This window comes from Paraniabella aurantiaca (assembly GCF_050309965.1).
In the GTDB taxonomy this organism is placed as follows: Bacteria; Bacteroidota; Bacteroidia; order Chitinophagales; family Chitinophagaceae; genus Niabella.
Genome location: NZ_JBLOSY010000001.1, coordinates 773,217 through 792,085, shown reverse-complemented (window position 1 = coordinate 792,085; position 18,869 = coordinate 773,217). Strand labels below are relative to the sequence as shown.

Here is an 18,869-nt window from a genome sequence, read left to right as displayed (position 1 = left end):
CTCATTTATTAATCTATACTAATGCGAAAAAATATATATAATTACCTTTTATTGGTTGTTGTTGCGACTATGATATTAGGGTCATGCCAAAAGAATGACCTGCCTTTGGACGGGGCGCAGTCCAAGCAAAGAGCAACAGCATTACAAAAAGATATCCTGAGTGCTCTTCATGACACAAACGATGGTTGGGTATTGATGCTTCAGGGTTTAAATGCAAATATCAGGACAGCAATGCCTGTTCTTTTAAAATTTGATACTTTAACGGGTGATGTTAGAACGAGGACCTTGTTTTCTAAAGACGTCACCAGTTCTAAATTTTTGCTTTCAGCAAGTACAGGTGTACCATTATTATCATTTTCAACATTTTCTTTTATATCTCAGACCTATACTGCCGCGAATACCGCCATTACTGATTTTTTCTTTAAGGTGTTAGAGGTATCCAAAGACTCTATAACTATTCAGCCATTAAGGAAGGGAAATATTTACCAATCGGAAGGTGGGGCGTTGATCAAGTTGTATAAAGCCAGTTCTGCACGTATGAAATGGGCTTCAGATCTGCTCAATTCCACAGCTACTGGTCCAAATGTTTTTACTCAGGCTTCACTTTTTGGAAAAGACCTTGAAATTCGATTAAAGTCAACATTTGCAGCAGATTCCATTAGGAGCAGAACCTATTTTGATAGTTGGGGAACTTCTATAACTGTTGTAAAAAATAACCAGCCCATAACAAGAACCTATCCTGTGCTAAATCCCATTGTAATTGAATACTATGGAGCTTATCCTATTGCACCGACAGCTACACCTCTTAATGTAAATACCATAGTGGGTGAAGGGTTGATCTATTGGCAGCCAACAACGGCTTTGACTCCGGCAGAATATTTTATAACAGGACCTAATGCAATTATTAATTTTCTTAAAACAGACTACTTACTTGTTAAGTCTGTAACAGCTAATTCTGTTGAGGTTTATGCAGTAGATGCGAATGGTAATATTTGCATAAGCGGTACCATAGGGCTTTAGTCAGCAGAGACTGTGTCGGAAATAAATACTAAGTCAGATTATATTCCTTCGGAGGGAGTGGATTGAAATCTGACAATTAATACATACCTAAATGGAGTTTGGGCTTTGAAGATCAAACTCCATTTATAATTGTCTTACGAACGTAATAACATAGAACCTTATGAGTAACACGAAAACCTAATGATTTGTAATACTAAAAGCTAACAAATGCTAACGGTGGAATATTTCTGACACAGCACCTATTCTGAAGGTAGGAGTAATTTTAAAAAGCAAATTATGAGATCTTCAAAGAAAAAGGATTCTAATGTAAATTATTTAAACAAGGAGTTTCAGCACTTGTTTTCTTTTATTAGCGTTATTTAAACCATCCCGCATACTTCACATAATTATTAGCAATCCGGTTGATCTGTCCATTCACCAGCTCTTCAGAAATGTCCTTTACTTTTTTGGCAGGAACGCCGGCATAAATGCTGCCCGCTTCGCAGATGGTGTTTTCTAATACTACGGCGCCTGCGGCGATAATCGTATTGCTATGCACTACCGCATTGTCCATTACAATGGCGCCCATACCTATTAATACATTATCGTGTAAAGTGCAACCGTGCACAATGGCATGATGCCCTATGGAAACATTATTACCAATGGTGGTGCTGGCCCCCTCGTAGGTGCAATGAATGCAGGCCCCATCCTGCACATTTACCTTATTGCCCATTTTTATATAGTTTACATCTCCCCTCAATACCGCGTTAAACCAAACACTGCATTGGTCGCCCATTACCACATCACCCACAATGGTAGCATTGGGCGCAATAAAGCAGTCATTTCCAAATTGAGGCTCTTTTCCTTCTACGGGTAATATTACAGGCATATAGTATTGTTTGGGCTAAGATAGCAAAATCGCTCTTTGTGTATATAGGTTTCGAAGGGATTAATGCAGGATCGGGCTTTATAATAAGCCGGTCTGTACTTTCAAAAAAAGGGTAAAGAAATCTGTAAATCCTGTTTACATTTGCCCGATGCAGGAAAAAATTGAAGCCATACAGGATCTTTATAAAAGCTGGAGCGGGAATGAACCCGCTTCTATCGATGTATTACAACAGGCAGGTAGCGAGCGACGCTACTTTCGTATCTGGGACAAAGAGGGTGGTTCGGTGATCGGGACCTATGGCGCTAATGTGCCGGAGAACAATTCTTTTTTATATTTCTCAGAAAATTTTTCTCAGAAAAACTTACCGATCGCGAATATTTATGCCATAAGCGAAGACCGCCAGTTTTATTTACAGGAGGACTTTGGAGATGTTTCCCTGATCAATCGCCTGGAAAGCGAAGGCTACACACCGGCGATTTATGATCTTTTTAAAGAAAGCCTGCAACAGTTAGCCCGCTTGCAGGTAGAAGGCGATAAAGACCTGGATTATAGCAAATGTTTGACCAATAGCGAATTTGGCAAACAGGCTATTATGGCTGATTTGCTTTATTTTAAATATTATTTTCTGGATGCCTTGCGCAAGCCTTACGACAAGCAAAAGCTGATCGACGACTTTGAGGCGTTGAGTAATTACCTGACGCATACCGACCATAAGTTTTTTATGTTCCGCGATTTTCAAAGCCGGAATATCCAGGTAATGAAAGATAATTCAGTTCATTTCATCGATTACCAGGGAGGCATGAAGGGCGCTCCCCAGTACGATGTGGCATCCCTGCTTTGGCAGGCACGTGCTGCTCTACCCGATGACTGGAAGCGCAACCTGCTGCAGGACTATATGAATGCATTGGAACCTTTACTCGACAAGCCGCTGAATACATTGAATTTTATAAGCCAATATAATGGTTATGTATTGATAAGACTGTTACAGGTTTTAGGCGCTTATGGATTCAGGGGGCTGTTTGAAAGAAAAGCGCACTTCCTCACCAGTATTCCGTTAGCGCTTAGAAATTTAAAGTCTTTCCTCCAAACCCACCCCATGGGTATTGCTTTACCTGAGTTTGAAAAAGTATTGCAGCTATGCGTGGATGAAAGCATTATTCAACAGTTTACACCTGTTCAGGCTACTGATGATACACCCCTGGTAGTGAAAGTATGCAGCTTCTCTTTTAAAAAAGGATTGCCCATAGATGACGAAGAGAATGGTGGTGGTTTTGTTTTTGACTGCCGGGGCATTTTAAACCCGGGCCGCGTAGAAAGTATGAAATGCCAGACAGGGCGCGATAAAGAAGTAATTCAATACCTGGAACAGCAAACAAAAATGCCCGAATTTTTACACAGCGTTTTTGATGTAGTAGATATAAGTGTGGAAGATTATATTAAACGTGGATTTGACAGCCTTTACGTGAGTTTCGGATGTACCGGTGGCCAGCATCGAAGTGTATACGCAGCCGATGCGTTGGTAAGACATTTGAAGAATAAGTTCAAGGTGAAAATTGAACTATGCCATTATGTGCAGGATGCGAAGAATTGGATAAATGAGCCAGCGCAAGCCCCCAACCCCTAAGAGGGGAGATCCGCGCTGCTAAAACACTAAATCTATGAAACGAAAAATGCATGCCGGTGCCGGAAGGTTTTTATTTCAGCGGGCAAGGGAGCTACGCAATCAGTGCACTCATGCAGAAGAGATTTTGTGGGGTATTCAAAAAACAAAACCGTTTGGTATAAAGTTTAGAAGGCAACATCCCTACTCAATCTACATTCTTGATTTTTATTGCCATGCATTAAAACTAGCTATAGAAGTGGATGGTAGTATACATTTGAAAGAAGATGTGAGGGCCAATGATATCATTCGGCAAGAGTTATTAGAGGCAGACGGTCTACGGGTATTGAGGTTTACAAACAGCGAAGTTGAAAAGCATTTAGAAAGCGTAATTAAAAAAATCGAAGATTTTATTGTAATGAGTATAAGTACGAATAATCAATTACAGTCGGAAATTGCAGCTGAGCCCTCCCCTTCAGGGGCTGGGGGCGCGCGCGGAATGATCTTCTGCGCCGGCCTCGGCACCCGTTTTAAACCCTGGACGGACAACCACCCCAAGGCTTTGGCACCCGTTAATGGCAAACCCTTGCTGCAACGCAATATTGAGTATCTACAGCAGTATGGTATTAAAGATGTTGTTGTGAACGTGCATCACTTTGCTGATCAGATAGAAGAGGCCGTGCATGTAAATAATGGGTGGGGTTCCAATATTATTATTAGTGATGAACGCGATTATGTGTTGGAAACGGGTGGTGGATTACTCCATGCTAAAAAGCTCTTCAAACCCGGTGAGCGTTTTATTACCTGTAATGCGGACATCTTAACCGATCTTGATATTAACGAACTCTTGCGTTTTCACGAGCAGGAAAAGCCGTTAATTTCATTTGCAGTCAGTAATCGAAAAACATCACGTAACCTGCTTTTTGATGAACATAATGTTCTTTGCGGTTGGAGAAATAATGCAACGGGAGAAGAACGTATATCGGTGCCTAAAGACAATTTGGTGGCGAAAGCCTATGACTGTGTAGTGATATTTGAGTATGAAGTATTTGATCACATTCAATTCAACGGGAAGTTCTCTTTAATTGATCTATACCTGGATTTGGCAAAGACACATAAAATTGCCGGATTTGAACATAGCGGCGATCGCTGGGTAGATGTAGGTAAGCCGGAAAGTGTGGCCATTGCGGAAGCGATGTTTGGCTGATTTTTCGTATATTAGTGGAATAGCTATGATCACCTATTCTACAACACATAAATTTATTTTAGGAGTAGCCGCGCTAACCATCGCAAGTTTGGTTGCCGCCAAGTGTGCGAAAGATATGGATCAGCTGAGAATCGCGCTCATCATCATTGCAGCCGCCGGTATAGTATTCATGTTTATTTATGCTGTATGTTTCCCAACCAGTCTGGGTTATTTTATTAGAGTAACTGAAACAGATGCCGGGTTCAATTTGGAACGCCTGAATAAATACAACGAGGTTCGACGGACAGAGAAAATCGATCTGAAAGATCTTATTAGCTTCTCTTGCTTCGATCACTCCAGCCAGATTTTAACAAAAACCAGGTTTATTTTCAGATCATCTGGATCCGTGACTAAACTGACGCTGGTGCACAAAAAGAGGGTAAAGGGTGTTGAATTACAAACTACTGAAATTATTGATGGAGTACTGGGAAAAATAGCTGCTTTTAATCAACAGGGCCACTACAAATTCATCGAAAGAACCCCCAGCTTCTTCTCTAGTAAGCCGGGGTTTTACACCAGTATAGCATTCGCAACGTTGCTAGGATTTGCGGTTGTGTCTTCTCCGGCAAAGAAGGAAAAAGTTATACTTCTTCTGTTTTCTTTAGTGGCTATGATTTCTGTTCTGATGCTGCGTAGATGGAATGAATTACAACAGATAGCCAAAAGCAATAAAAGACCGTTGGATATTGCTTAGGCCAGCGTCATAATAAAAAAGGCTGATAAGCAAATAACTTATCAACCTTGCCTGCCGCCAGGCAGGCTTTAAACTTTTCATAACAAACCGGCATGAATTTATTGAAATGCATCCGACTGGTTTGTGAAACACAAACCTCAGCATAGCCCTGGCTAATGTCTCCACTGGCAGGAAGGGGAAGGTAAACTATATGGAATAATAATTTTTATACCTGTTTATTATCAACCCTGCCAATAGGCAACCAGTCAACTAAAAACCTACATCGCTGCCTGCATCGGGTTCTTGCCTACACTCTGGCCGCGGCGCGGACCTCCATCTGTCTTTTGCGAAAATGCTTTAAACCTGGTAGGGGCCGGCATGGTACCCCATACATTATTGGTTACATCAATATCAGCGGTTTCCTTGAGTGGGTCTAACTGTATTGATGCTACTTCTTTATTCTTTACAAAGAATTTTTTTACGCTCTGTTCATTGTAGCGCCATATCTGGGCCGGAATACGATCGATCTCTTTGCTGCCATCTTTATAAGTCCATTCAATAATAATGGGCATAACCAACCCACCCTTGTTGGAGAAACTCAATTCATAAAAATAACTGTTGGCAAATTTTTCTTTGGCTTGCGGCGTTAATGCGGTTACTGTCATCGGCATTTCTACTGTAAAGGTTTGTGCTGTATCTACTTTTACCTGTCCTCTTGCATATTGCCAGTAAAAATCTCTTGCTTCCGGATTCAGATCAGTATAGAACTTAATATTTTTATCTTCCCGGTTGCGGATCTTCGAAATGTCATCATAAGGGTTTTTATCGGGTGCTGCTACTTTGCGTTGGTCTGATCTCGCCCTTGGCAATTCGCTGTTTAAATCTGCTTTCGCATATTTTACCGTATCCAGTGAAATGTCTACGGGCTGAATACCATAAAACCACCCACGCCAGAACCAGTCGAGGTCCTCGCCACTCGCGTCTTCCATCGTTCGGAACAAATCGGCAGGAGTAGGATGCTTAAATGCCCAGCGGCGCGCGTATTCTTTAAAAGCAAAATCAAACAGTTCGCGTCCCATCACGGTTTCACGAAGAATGTTTAAGGCTGTAGCCGGTTTGGTATAAGCATTAGGACCAAAACCTATAATATTTTCTGAATTACTCATAACTGGCTCCAGCTGATCCTTAGGCAGCTTCATATAGTCCACAATGGCTCCGGCCCAGCCTTTCTTGGTAGGAAATTTATTGTCCCATAGTTCTTCCGTAAGGTATTCAACAAAGCTATTCAGTCCTTCATCCATCCATGTCCACTGGCGCTCATCACTGTTAACGATCATCGGGAAAAAGTTATGACCTACCTCGTGTATGACCACGCCCAACATGCCATTTTTCACACTCTCGCTGTAGGTGCCGTCTTTTTCTGTACGCCCGTAGTTAAAGCAGATCATTGGATATTCCATACCGTTTGCAGCCTCTACACTTTGTGCTACCGGGTAAGGATAAGGGAAGGTGAAATCAGAATATGTTTTGATGGTGTGTGCTACAGCACGGGTGGAGAATTTTCTATAAAGCGGATAAGCCTCCTTGCCGTAGAAGCTCATGCACATTATTTTTTTTCCGTTGATCAGTTGCGGCATGGCGTCCCATACAAATTTCCTGGATGCGGTCCAGGCAAAATCTCTCACATTATCGGCCTTGAAAGACCAGGTCTTTTTTTGAGCACTCTTGCTTTTTTCTGCTGCAGTGGCTTCGGCAAGGGTCACAATTTCTACAGGTTCTTTTGCATTGCGGGCCTGGTTATAACGCCCCAGCTGCGCGGCAGTCAGCACCTGTGCATAGTTCTGGCACTCACCGGTAGCGCCTACTATATGATCGGCAGGAACTGTAATTTGCACATCATAATTTCCAAAAGTCAGGGCAAATTCTCCACGTCCCGTAAATTGATGATTTTGCCAGCCCTGGAAGTCGCTGTACACACAAACCCTGGGAAACCATTGCGCCATGGTATACAGGTTATTACCATCTTCTGCAAAATGCTCATAGCCACCTCGACCGCCGTATTTCATCCGGTCACTAATTTTGTAAGACCAGTCAATTTTGATGATATATTTTTGACCTGGCTTTAGAGGAGTAGGCAGGTCTACCCGCATCATGGTTTTATTAATGGTATATTTTAGTGCCGCGCCATTCAGGTCGGTGAGCTTTTTTATTTTTACGCCGTAGCCATTATCTGTTTTTGCTGCATCTTCCTCCTGTGTTGCCAGCATCTTATCAGTCATCACCTGCGGCATACGAGAGGATGTTTGATAATTGGCATTGTTGATATTGCTATGCTCATTCTCGTCTAACTGGAACCAGATATAAGTGAGCTGATCAGGAGAGTTATTGAAATAATTCAGGGTTTCACTACCTGTCAGGATATTATTAGCCTCATCCAGCTCGCATTTTATGGTATAGTCGCAACGTTGCTGCCAGTATTTTGGACCTGGGGCGCCGCTTGCCGTTCGGTATTCGTTGGGAGTGGGTAAAATGGTGCCCAACTGCTCAAATTTATTGCCGTGATTACTGGTTGGATTGTTTTGAATATCCTGCGCAGCTGCGGTTATACAAAACGCGAGACCAGCGATGATACATGATAGCTTTGACATACTTTTTTATTACAGATCTTTTAAACCAACTTATGCGTCACAAGTTAATATGAGGTGCAGAAAATAGTTGCACGATATATTTTGATACAAAATCAAAAAGGAACTCTTTCTATAGCCATTTTGGCTGCAAATAATAAAACAGCCAGTGATACTACGAATATATAAATTCTTTGAGGAACTTTTACCAGCTCCAGTAAAACTTTGCCCAATAAAAGGATGATGAGCACTACCACCACCTGGCCCGCTTCCAGTCCAACATTAAAACCAAACAGACCCATGCCCAAAGACTGGTCGCTGGCCAACATCATACGTATGGAATTGGCAAATCCCAGCCCGTGTATCAAACCAAAACCCAGGGCCAGAAAATAATTGGTATTCACATTTTTAACCGGTTTGCCATTGAAAATGTTCCATGCAGCGGTTAATACAATGGTTACAGGAATTAAAAACTCTACCCAGGGCGATGAAACCCTGATCAGATCTAACACGCTTAGCGCCAAAGTTAATGAATGACCTATCGTAAATGCGGTTACCAGGATCAACACTTTCTTCCAGTCGCTGAAGGTATACACAACAGCTAATGCAAGAATAAATAGTTGATGGTCCAGCGCATCAGTACTAATGATATGCTTCCATCCCTCAATAAAATAAAAACTAAAATCGTTCATAAACCGTCCTTTCTCATGTGCCTGTACAACTTCTAAAGCTAAAGTTTTGTCTTAATACTATTTTCGCAAAATATGTCGGTGGTATTATTACTCAATAAATGGTTGTTGGGCTTTTTTTTGTTCAATGCAAATGTACATCCCTATCATGTAAGTGCTACTGAAATGGAGTACGATGTAAAAAGCAAAAGGGTGGAGATCAGCACAAAAATTTTTACTGACGATTTCGAGACTGTATTGGCGAAGGTATACAAACAAAAGACGGATCTTTCCAATCCTAAACTGAAAACACAGATGACGGTGTTGGTAAATAAGTATATTACTACGCACCTTACATTAAAGACGGGTGATAAGATATTGCCTCTCCAACTCTATGACTGGGAAATCGACCATGAGGCAGTGTATGTATATGCCATTGCTGAAGCCCCGGCGTTTAATATAAAAAGCATTATGGTAGAGAACAAAGTACTGTATGATCTGTTTGACGACCAGGTGAATATTGTGCATTTTATTTATAAAGGAAATCGTAAAAGCACCAAGCTGGTTTATCCTGAAACCAAACTGTCCCTGGCGTTTTAGGCAGTTGGCTAATCGCTGATCTTGATAATCTAAACTACCGTTTATCACATTTTACTTCTGTTAACGATCTGCACGCAAAAATTGTATTAAATTCAGCGTTTAAAATTTTTGCATGAGACATAAATTCCTTTATTCTTTTGTGTTGGCTTTGCTGGTTACCCCGGCTTTCTCTCAAACAACATCGGTATACAATGCTAAAGAAGCATTTAACCCACAGTTTTACCCTTATCCTGGAAATGAATACCGTAGCGCATCCGGCGAGCCGGGTGTGAAGTACTGGCAGAACAGGGCAGATTATAAAATCAATTGCTCTATTGACACCGCGAACCATACTGTTACAGGATCGCAGGAGTTGGTGTATACAAACAACAGTCCGGATAACCTTAAATTTTTATGGTTACAATTAGACCAGAATATTTACCGTAAAGATTCCCGTGGGTCGGCAACTACCACTGCTTCCGGCGGGAGATGGGCTAATACCGGGTTTACACAGGGCCAGGTGATTAAGTCAGTTGCCATTGAGGTAAACGGGAAGAAATACACCCCGAAGTTTACGATTACAGATACCCGTATGCAGGTATGGCTACAGGAATCGCTAAAAAATGCGGGCAAGGTTAAGCTGGTTATAGACTGGTCTTTTGAAGTTCCCATATATGGAACGGATCGCATGGGGCGCCTGCAAACAAAAAACGGCTGGGTATATGAAATAGCGCAATGGTTTCCACGTATGTGTGTATACGATGACCTTCAGGGATGGAATGTACTACCTTATGTAGGGCAGGGTGAGTTTTACCTGGAGTATGGGGATATCGACTTTGCAGTAACTGCTCCTACCGACATGATTATTGTTGGATCTGGCGAATTATTAAATCCGGCCGAATGTCTTTCTCCTGCTGAAGCTACCCGGTATGCGAACGCCAAAACCAGTGAAAAAACTGTAACGATACGGAGTGCTGATGAAGTGAATGCGGGTATCAAAACGGCTAAGAAAACGAATACCTGGAAATTTAAAATTCAGAATACAAGAGATGCAGCCTGGGCGGCTTCCAAAGCTTTTGTTTTTGACGGAGCCAAAATAAATTTACCCAGCGGCAAAAAATGTGTAGCATTAAGCGCTTATCCCGTAGAGTCGATCGGTACCAACGGGTGGCAGCGCAGTACCGAATTTACCAAAGCCTCTATAGAACATTACTCTCATAAGTGGTTTGAGTTTCCCTATCCGGCCGCAACCAACGTGGCGGGCATTGTGGGTGGCATGGAGTATCCGGGCATTGTATTTTGTGGATACCGGGCAAAAGGTGCCGGGCTTTGGGGTGTAACAGATCACGAATTCGGTCATAGCTGGTTTCCTATGATTGTAGGCAGCAATGAAAGAAAATACGCCTGGATGGATGAGGGATTCAATACTTTTATTAATGATTTCTCTACAGAGGCTTTTAATAAAGGAGAGTTTCATACGCCATCGAACGGTGATGAAGGCAGGGGCTCGTTTAGCGAAAACGTAGATGGATTATATACCATACCCGATGCGGTGCAACAGAGAAGCCTGGGTGTAACGGCTTACTACAAACCTTCGCAAATGCTGCATGCACTACGGGACAATGTTTTAGGTGCAGAGCGGTTTGATATAGCTTTTAAAGAATATATCAATCGCTGGGCGTTTAAACATCCGTCTCCCTGGGACTTTTTTCATACTATGGAAAATGTGGCAGGTGAAGATCTTTCCTGGTTTTGGAGAGGTTGGGTATTCAATACCTGGAAGATTGACCAGGCCGTTAAGGGTGTAACCTACCGGGATAATTTACCGGCTAATGGCGCTGCCATTACCATCGAAAACCTGGAGCAAATGCCTATGCCGGTTAAAATACTGGTTACAGAAACAAATGGCAAGCAACAAACAATAAAACTACCGGTTGAGATCTGGCAGCGCGGAAGTTCGTACACATTTACTGTACCTACTACCAGTGAATTGAAGGAAGTGAAAATAGACCCGGATAACCAGCTTCCCGATTGGAACCGCGTTAATAATACCTGGTTGAAAAAGTAGTTCTTTAGTATATAAAGGAGCTGATTCTAGCAATGATAGTGTACCTCGCAGGCAAAGCCTGCGAGGTTTTTTATTTGCCGGCTAACATCATTGAACTAAAAATGTTTATGGAAAAAATTACGATCTGTATCTTATTAACAAAAGCACAACTATGGCAAACATAGAAACAAACCAAAGCCAAAGCCGTGTACAGCGTGGCTTTGCCAGGAAACAAAAAAGACTATCATTAAGAATAGACATGACACCTATGGTGGACCTGGGATTTTTGCTCATTACCTTTTTCATCTTCACCTCATCGATGAATGAGCCCAAAGCCATGGACCTGTTTATGCCTGAAGATGGTCCTGAAACAACAACTGCTGAGTCGGGTGCATTTACTATACTCCTGGATAAGGATGCTGGTATTTATTATTACGAAGGCCAGCCAGACAACAGTAACGTAGAGATAAAAAAAAGCTCGCTTTCGGGAATACGCAAAGAGCTGATCCGTAAAAAGCAGGAAGTGATCAAAAACTATAAGCCGGATAAGGCTTGCGAAGAAAAGGCCGTTGCTAACCAAACTCCTATCGACGACTGCCGGCAAAAAGCGCTGACCGTTATGATCAAACCTACCAAAGACGCCAGCTACAGTGCAATTGTTGCCATGCTGGATGAGATGACGATTAACAAAATTGCCCGCTATGTTTTAACAGAACCTGACGTAAGAGATCTTACGCTACTTCAATCTACAAAGTAATTCAGGCGCTAAACTTTCTTAAAAAAGTAAACCCGGTCGGGTAATGGGAGAGGTATGCAAATAACGGCGCATGGACACGTTTCAAAACATTTTCAAATCACAATTTTAAATAAACAATTATGGAAACAGCAGCTATTTTACGGGCAGATATGCTCGACATCGTTTTTGATGGAAGAAACAAAAATTACGGAGCCTATGAGCTTCGCAGAAATTATCACCAGCGCATGACAAAGGCACTCTTAGTAACGGCCGGTATTTGTATTGCCATTGGGGGAGGAGCATGGCTGACCAATACATTTGCCAAAACTGTAGATGAGGGTATGGTAAAAATAAGTTCCGAACTTACGATATCAGCAATTGAGCCAATCGAAGAGGATATTCCGGAACCACCACCGCCGCCACCTGCACCTAAAGTAGAAGTGCCTAAAATACAGACGATTGCTTTTACTACACCGGTTATTACAGATAAAGATATTGTGGAACCTCCGCCAACACAGGAATCCCTGGCGGATACACGTATTAGTAATATATCCCAGGAAGGAGTGAAGGATTTGGGAATTATTGTAACTCCGCCGTCTGAAGGGGACGACAAAGGGCTAGTTATAAATACCGCAAAAATGGAGGAAACTAATCTTCCGTTTACCAAGGTAGAAATTCAGGCTTCTTATATGGGTAATTGGAAAAGCTTTTTGGAGCGAAATCTTGTGGGTGAAGTGCCGGTAGATAATGGTGCCGCTCCGGGTATCTATACCGTCATTATCCAGTTCGTGGTAGATATTGATGGCTCGCTAAGCGATATTAAGCCTCTTACAAGCATCGGCTTTGGCATGGAGCAGGAAGCAATAAGGGTAATTAAAAAATCAGGTAAATGGAAACCCGCCTTTCAAAACAGGCAGGAGGTAAAAGCTTATCGCAAACAACCCATCACTTTCCAGGTACTAGAGCAATAAAAAAATTACAACTTTTTCTTCTTCTTTCTAAAGGCTGCGGGTGTGCAATACTTTAATTTGTGCGCCTGTAGCCATCTTTTTAGGCAATAAGCTGTAATTTCGCAGCACAAAAAACAATCGTACATGACGCTTCATCGTGAGGGAAAAGGCTCTATTGCCATTGCAGTTATTTTATTTCTATTAATCAATTTTATTAGTTACAAATATCTTTTTCTTGCTTACCCGGCTATTTTCTACTTATTGTTATTGGTGACTTTTGTACTGCTGGTATTGGTGGTATCTTTTTTCAGGATACCCAACAGAAACTATACTTTAGGTACAGACACTGTTTTGGCGCCCTGCGATGGCAAGGTAGTAGTAATTGAAGAAGTAGAAGCTGATGAGTATTTTAAAGATAGAAGGATACAGGTGTCTATATTCATGAGCCCTTTAAATGTACACGTAAACCGTAATCCCGTAAGTGGTGAAGTGGTATATAATCAGTATCATAAAGGAAAGTACCTGGTGGCCTGGCATCCCAAATCTTCTACAGAGAATGAGCGACATTCTAATGTGTTTAGGGCTGCAAACGGAAAAGAAGTATTAACTAAGCAAATAGCGGGTGCATTAGCCAAACGTATTGTAAACTATCTGTCGGTGGGGAACAAGGTAGAACAGGCGGGAGAAATGGGATTCATTAAATTTGGTTCCCGGGTAGATTTATTGCTCCCCCTTGATGCAGATATAAAAGTAAAGATTGGCGATATTGCCGTAGGTGGTATCACGGAAGTTGCCCGTTGGTAACAGGGCACTGATTGAATCATTAAAATGAACAAAATGAAGCATATCTTTTTAGTAGCCGCATTGGCTTTTTGTATAACTGCCCAGGCACAGCGCAGCTACGAGGAACAGGTTCAGAAAACCGTAACCCAGTTTGTTAAAGCATTAGAAGATAGCGATCTTAAAACTCTTAGCAATCTCACCGTGCCCAAATTAACTTATGGGCACTCCAGCGGAAAAATAGAAACTAAAGAGCAGTTCCTTCAAACCTTTAAAACCGGCGCATCAGATTTTGTAAAGATCAATATTACAGATCAAACAATAGATATTGCCGGAACAACAGCAATTGTAAGACATATCTTTGATGCAGATACTAATGATAACAACAAACCTGGGCATGTTACTTTAAAAGTAATGACCGTTTGGCAAAAGCAGGGAACTAAATGGGTATTACTGGCCCGGCAGGCGGTTAAACCTCCCGTACAATAAGAGATTATTTTATATGAAGTAAAAAGAGTGCCTGCAAGCACTCTTTTTTGTTACCAGTCCTTTCCCACACTGCCTCCAAATTGTGTTTTTTTATTGGAGACCTTATTCTGTGTATTTTTTTCTTTTTGTTCCAGCCTGTCTAATTGTTGCTGCGCCTGGCTTTTGTTAAGTTTGGATGGGGACTGCTGGGGCTTTGGGTCGCTACCGCCGCCACCACCGCTTTTCTTCAATTCTGATAAAGCTTTTTGTAAATTTTCCCTGGCATTGTTGTCCTGGCTGTTTAAACGAAGCGCTTTTTTATAGGCTTCAATACTTTCTTCCACCTTATTTTGATTACTGTAAACTACTCCGGCATTATAGTGTGCGCCCGACTTTAATAAATTGGTGGCGTTGGGCGATACACTAACCTGGTTGTAAGCTTTTAATGCCTCATCCATCTTTTTCTGTTTATACAACGCAGTGCCTTTATTTAAAAGTGCAGTGTATTTGTACGGCTCTTCGGTTACTTTGTTGTAACTGGCTACAGCTTCTGCAAGCTGCCCTTTTTTAAAGAAATCGTTCCCCTTCTTAATAAAGCTTTGCTGGTTTTGAGCTTTGCACGACAAAACAACAATAAAAAATGATATAGATAAAATAGCTCTTCGCATGTTTATTTCTATTAATGCACCGGGCTGCAGCACTTACCTGGCCGCAGGCTTTCTTCCTTCCGGCAATAATTGTTCCCCAATCAACAATACAATCATCACAGCTACAAATACCCAGAAATAATAGGAGAAGCTCATAAGACTGGTGTCGCCGGTTACTTTTTTGTCTATCTGTGCAAGGTTCGCCGAAATCTGCTTAACAGCAGCATCGCTATTTTCCAAATGAACATACACGCCACTGGTATTTGCCGCAATCTGTTTTAACTCCTGTTCATTGAGCTTAGATACAATTTCAACGCCCGTTTCTTCATCAATTTTATGACCTTTGGTAGAGTCGTCAGGAATAAAACTACCCGTAGGGGAACCAATACCTACTGTATTAACCATTAAGCCGCGTTTGGATAGCTCTTTTGACAGATCAATGGCTTTTTCATCGTGATCTTCCCCATCAGAAATTAAAACAACAGCCCGGTATTTAGCATCTCTGTCGCCAAAGGCTTTCAGGCTTTCCTGCAAAGCATCGCTGATTACAGTGCCTTTCATGGGTACCGCATCAGGCGAGGCTTCGTTTACAAACATTTGAGCAGCTCCATGATCTGCACTAAGTGGCATTTGTACATAAGCCTTTCCTGCAAATAAAATCAGGCCTACCCGGCTGTCAGGCATCGCATCCATCATTTTGCTGATAAATTGCTTGGCACGTTCGAGCCTGTTGGGCTCAATGTCTTCAGCAAGCATGCTACGGCTTACATCCAGGGCAAAAACCACATCAATGCCTTTTCGGGTAACGCCATCGTTACCCCCTGGTTTGCGCAGGTTCATTACCGCCAGCACACCCATGGCAAAAGCCATGCAAACCAACAAGAATTTTAATGTAAAACGTTTCGGGCTGTACCGGTGTATTAACGACTTCACCAGCGATGGATTGCCTATATTTTTTATGATGCGTTTCTTCCACTTTTTTACACCCCAGAAAAGAAGCGCAAAAATGAGCAACACTGCAAACAGCCAAACAAAAATGGTATATTGAAATTGAAAGCCCAATATATTTGAGTTTATCCCAATGATTCAACTTTCCTGCCAATAACACAGGGTTCTACAAAATTAAGAAACAGGCTTTTACATCGCACCTTGAAAAAAGCCGTATTCTTTTAAAATATCCTTAAGAATTTTAAGCCGCACATCCTTCATATCATAGTTAGGGTCAGCAGATTCTACGTTTAATACAAAGAAGTAGGGATGTTTATTCTCCTCAATCCAGCCTACAATCCAGCCTAAGGCATGTCCTTTGTCAGTTGTGCCCCAACCGGTTTTATACCCCAGTCTGTAATTAGAGTTGTCTTCAAATAACATGGCATGCTTTACTTTTTGCTGGTATACCTTAAAAAAGGGCAGCTCATCAAAATATAGTTTTTTTACGATTCCCAAATTTTGATCGGGCGTTATCTTAACGGTATTATCAAGCCAGAAGCTATCTATTTTTGAAATTTTGTAAGTTTTCTTGTCCTTACCGGCACCATATTTCAAAGAATCCAGCCAGAATTGCATGGTGTCCTTTCCAATCCGGCGGGCTACCTCCTGGTAATAAGGCACTGCCGAAACTCTAAACGCCTGGTACATATTCAAATCTTTGTTCCAATCAGGTATATTGCGTGTAATGCCGTCCCACGGAATCACCATGCTATCGCTCGAGATCTTACCTGTTTGCAGGCCTATTAAAGAATTGATGATCTTAAAAGTAGAAGCGGGTAAATAAGTACTGTCCCGGTAGCGTTTCAGGTTGTAAACCGTAAATAGCCCCGTACCATTATTATATAGGGCAAAACAGCCGTTGAGCTGATGCGCATCAAAATACTTCTTAGGGGTATTGTCTTCCTTCACATTATTCTGGGTGCATGAAGCCTGCATCATTACCAGCGCTAACCCTATGAATAAGAATGAGAAGTGATTTCTCTTTAGACTACCTGTTTTATCCCGACCGTTGTAATTATTCATAATTGCTGCAAAAATAGGTTTAGCAACGGTTTGGCTTATGATTTTAGTATTTTTTTAATTGGCAGATGGCATAAGTATTGTTATATTACTATGTATAAATGATTATGCAGGAATTGATAACCACATATAATCCGTTAAATGATTACCGGTTAATTATTGATCCCAAGCCAGCAGTCAAGAAGAAAATTGCAGAGGCAAAGACACTGTTTGATGAACAGTATAAGGGAATGGTGATTGCAGGCGGACAGCCGTTTATTTATCTGGCTGAGTTTAGTGATTACGAATCCAACGAACAGGCCACCATTGATCAGGTGGACCGGATTGCTTTAGGATCAATGCCCTTTAAATTGCATCTTAAAAATTTTGGTGAACACGAGCAAAGGGAAATTTACATAGGAATCGAAAACCTAATACCGCTCCGGCTTTTATCAGATCAGATCGGGGCAGTGCTCTCTCAGGTACCCCAGGTTCGGATTAATAAAATACCTCGTCTGACTTTGGCTAAAGGCCTTCAGGCTTTTCAATTTATTAAAAGCTGGGAGGAGTATGAGAAAAAGAGCTTTTCCGCTACTTTCATAGCCAACGAAATGTTGCTGCTTAAACGCATGGAAGGGTTTACTAGCTGGCAGATATTAAAGAGAATGATATTTCAGAATCTTGTTATGACCTATTAGACTTTTATATAGATCTTCTTTTTATCCAGCCACCAGCAAATTGCCCACATAAAAAGAATAACTGTTAATGCATACATCAATGACCCAAATTTAGGATCACCCGGGATATTGATATAAATCTTCTTGTAAAGAAAATTCCAGAAATTAACGCCCTCATCCGAAGTAAAAAGACCAGCAGTTTTGGGTAAAAAGGCGCTCAGGGAAAAAATAAACAAGGCATTTTTGCCAAATACTTCAAAAAAACGGGTAGGAAAGCCTTTGTAGTTTTTCACTTCGATCAAATAGATCATAGTGCTTAAGGTAATAATTGCCAACCCAACCGTATACACGGTATAGGAACTGGTCCATATCTTTTTATTAATAGGAAAAACCATATCCCAGCAAAACCCGGTAAGCAACAATGCTACTCCTGCAACAAATAACCCGGTCAGCATTTTATAAATAGACGAAGGCTCTGTTGAACTCGCGGTATTCTTAATATACGACCCCACAAAAAAGCCAAAAATAACCTCGACAATAGCGGGTATGGTGCTTAATAACCCTTCGGGATCAAAGGGCACACCTTCTCCTTTATACATGTGCGAAATACCAAGAATAGCTTTGTCTATATTGGTGCCAAACCAACCTTCTAAGCTATAGGGATCTGTTGAATTGCCCAGCAGGCAAAAAGCCCAATATGCCAATAAAAGAATTATTGAGAAAAACCAGGCAGCTTTGGGTTTCAGATAAAAAGCGATAATTGATGCAAAAAGGTAACATACGGCAATACGTTGCAAAACGCCGAAAATGCGCACGCCTTTCTCACTGTTGTGTTGATTTACCCAGCCAATAAATTCCAGGCTACCCTCATGCCATCTTACAAATGGGTACCAGTTCAAAAAAAGACCTATAGCAAAAATGAGGATGGAACGTTTCATTACTTTTCGCCAGAATACACCGGGGCCTTGCTCTTTTAACCGGGGTAATACAAATGCCATAGCGTTGCCAACTGCAAAAAGAAAAAAGGGGAAAACCAGGTCGGTAGGTGTAAGACCATGCCAGGGTGCGTGTTTTAGCGGAGCAAAAATCTGTGACCAGCTGCCAGGGTTATTTACCAGAATCATGAGGCATACAGTGGCACCTCTGAAAATATCTAAAGAACGGTAGCGTGTCTTCATTATTTAATATGATAAGAGCTATAAATATACTATTTAAAGGGAGGAAATAGGATAAAACTACCAATCAACAGCGGAGAAACATGAATTTCATGGTAAACGACCATACTGTTATATTTGCA

The 18,869-nt window shown here is 41.5% G+C and carries 18 protein-coding genes; 11 read left to right on the top strand and 7 right to left on the bottom strand.

Features of this window, described 5'->3' with window-relative positions:
* The first annotated feature begins 21 nt into the window (after positions 1 to 21).
* The gene (locus ACLOAU_RS03570) at positions 22 to 1,020 is read left to right on the top strand and encodes a DUF4302 domain-containing protein (protein ID WP_427860456.1); all 999 of its coding nucleotides are present in this window, start codon (positions 22 to 24) and stop codon (positions 1,018 to 1,020) included.
* Between the two features lie 355 nt (positions 1,021 to 1,375).
* Here ACLOAU_RS03570 and ACLOAU_RS03565 read toward each other — a convergent pair whose 3' ends face one another.
* Positions 1,376 to 1,888 (bottom strand): gamma carbonic anhydrase family protein, encoded by a 513-nt coding sequence (locus tag ACLOAU_RS03565; protein WP_427860455.1) that lies wholly within the window; start codon positions 1,886 to 1,888, stop codon positions 1,376 to 1,378.
* A gap of 148 nt (positions 1,889 to 2,036) precedes the next feature.
* Here ACLOAU_RS03565 and ACLOAU_RS03560 point away from each other — a divergent pair, with 148 nt between their 5' ends.
* From ACLOAU_RS03560 to ACLOAU_RS03550, 3 genes are read left to right on the top strand one after another with little or no spacing between them, the layout of a single operon-like run.
* Positions 2,037 to 3,512, top strand: a complete 1,476-nt coding sequence (locus ACLOAU_RS03560) for a RapZ C-terminal domain-containing protein (RefSeq protein ID WP_427860454.1) — start codon at positions 2,037 to 2,039, stop codon at positions 3,510 to 3,512.
* Between the two features lie 34 nt (positions 3,513 to 3,546).
* Positions 3,547 to 4,695 carry a DUF559 domain-containing protein gene (locus ACLOAU_RS03555; protein ID WP_427860453.1) on the top strand — a complete coding sequence of 383 codons (1,149 nt, stop codon included), beginning with the start codon at positions 3,547 to 3,549 and terminating at the stop codon, positions 4,693 to 4,695.
* 25 nt (positions 4,696 to 4,720) lie between these two features.
* Positions 4,721 to 5,428 carry a hypothetical protein gene (locus ACLOAU_RS03550; protein ID WP_427860452.1) on the top strand — a complete coding sequence of 236 codons (708 nt, stop codon included), beginning with the start codon at positions 4,721 to 4,723 and terminating at the stop codon, positions 5,426 to 5,428.
* Positions 5,429 to 5,685: 257 nt separating this feature from the next.
* On the opposite strand, the gene ACLOAU_RS03545 is transcribed toward ACLOAU_RS03550, so the two are convergent.
* Positions 5,686 to 8,055 carry a M1 family metallopeptidase gene (locus ACLOAU_RS03545; RefSeq protein ID WP_427860450.1) on the bottom strand — a complete coding sequence of 790 codons (2,370 nt, stop codon included), beginning with the start codon at positions 8,053 to 8,055 and terminating at the stop codon, positions 5,686 to 5,688.
* Between the two features lie 92 nt (positions 8,056 to 8,147).
* The gene (locus ACLOAU_RS03540) at positions 8,148 to 8,723 is read right to left on the bottom strand and encodes a HupE/UreJ family protein (RefSeq protein ID WP_427860449.1); all 576 of its coding nucleotides are present in this window, start codon (positions 8,721 to 8,723) and stop codon (positions 8,148 to 8,150) included.
* A gap of 72 nt (positions 8,724 to 8,795) precedes the next feature.
* On the opposite strand from ACLOAU_RS03540, the gene ACLOAU_RS03535 reads away from it, so the two are divergent.
* The 6 genes from ACLOAU_RS03535 (at position 8,796) to ACLOAU_RS03510 (ending at position 14,280) form a co-directional block, all read left to right on the top strand.
* Positions 8,796 to 9,299, top strand: a complete 504-nt coding sequence (locus tag ACLOAU_RS03535) for a DUF6702 family protein (protein ID WP_427860448.1) — start codon at positions 8,796 to 8,798, stop codon at positions 9,297 to 9,299.
* 112 nt (positions 9,300 to 9,411) lie between these two features.
* Entirely contained in the window at positions 9,412 to 11,346 is a 1,935-nt protein-coding gene (locus ACLOAU_RS03530; RefSeq protein ID WP_427860447.1) for a M1 family metallopeptidase, read from the top strand.
* Between the two features lie 151 nt (positions 11,347 to 11,497).
* Positions 11,498 to 12,082: an ExbD/TolR family protein gene (locus ACLOAU_RS03525; protein ID WP_427860446.1), complete on the top strand. Its 585-nt coding sequence runs from the start codon at positions 11,498 to 11,500 to the stop codon at positions 12,080 to 12,082.
* Positions 12,083 to 12,201: 119 nt separating this feature from the next.
* On the top strand, positions 12,202 to 13,032 hold the full coding sequence (locus tag ACLOAU_RS03520) for an energy transducer TonB (protein ID WP_427860445.1): 831 nt from the start codon (positions 12,202 to 12,204) through the stop codon (positions 13,030 to 13,032).
* 123 nt (positions 13,033 to 13,155) lie between these two features.
* Positions 13,156 to 13,815, top strand: coding sequence for a phosphatidylserine decarboxylase family protein (locus tag ACLOAU_RS03515; protein WP_427860444.1), 660 nt, complete (start codon positions 13,156 to 13,158; stop codon positions 13,813 to 13,815).
* 33 nt (positions 13,816 to 13,848) lie between these two features.
* A complete protein-coding gene (locus ACLOAU_RS03510; RefSeq protein ID WP_427860443.1) occupies positions 13,849 to 14,280 on the top strand; it encodes a nuclear transport factor 2 family protein in 432 nt (143 codons plus the stop codon).
* Positions 14,281 to 14,330: 50 nt separating this feature from the next.
* Here ACLOAU_RS03510 and ACLOAU_RS03505 read toward each other — a convergent pair whose 3' ends face one another.
* From ACLOAU_RS03505 to ACLOAU_RS03495, 3 genes are all read right to left on the bottom strand, one after another.
* A complete protein-coding gene (locus ACLOAU_RS03505; RefSeq protein WP_427860442.1) occupies positions 14,331 to 14,927 on the bottom strand; it encodes a tetratricopeptide repeat protein in 597 nt (198 codons plus the stop codon).
* A gap of 33 nt (positions 14,928 to 14,960) precedes the next feature.
* Positions 14,961 to 15,968 carry a VWA domain-containing protein gene (locus tag ACLOAU_RS03500; protein WP_427860441.1) on the bottom strand — a complete coding sequence of 336 codons (1,008 nt, stop codon included), beginning with the start codon at positions 15,966 to 15,968 and terminating at the stop codon, positions 14,961 to 14,963.
* Between the two features lie 75 nt (positions 15,969 to 16,043).
* The gene (locus ACLOAU_RS03495; RefSeq protein ID WP_427860440.1) at positions 16,044 to 16,919 is read right to left on the bottom strand and encodes a penicillin-binding transpeptidase domain-containing protein; all 876 of its coding nucleotides are present in this window, start codon (positions 16,917 to 16,919) and stop codon (positions 16,044 to 16,046) included.
* Between the two features lie 104 nt (positions 16,920 to 17,023).
* Between ACLOAU_RS03495 and ACLOAU_RS03490 the strand changes: the two genes are divergently transcribed.
* Positions 17,024 to 17,593 (top strand): 2'-5' RNA ligase family protein, encoded by a 570-nt coding sequence (locus tag ACLOAU_RS03490; RefSeq protein ID WP_427860439.1) that lies wholly within the window; start codon positions 17,024 to 17,026, stop codon positions 17,591 to 17,593.
* Here the strand turns inward: ACLOAU_RS03490 and ACLOAU_RS03485 are convergent.
* Positions 17,590 to 18,750, bottom strand: a complete 1,161-nt coding sequence (locus ACLOAU_RS03485) for an acyltransferase family protein (protein ID WP_427860438.1) — start codon at positions 18,748 to 18,750, stop codon at positions 17,590 to 17,592. The two genes, ACLOAU_RS03490 and ACLOAU_RS03485, sit on opposite strands and share 4 nt — an antisense overlap.
* Positions 18,751 to 18,869: the final 119 nt, after the last annotated feature.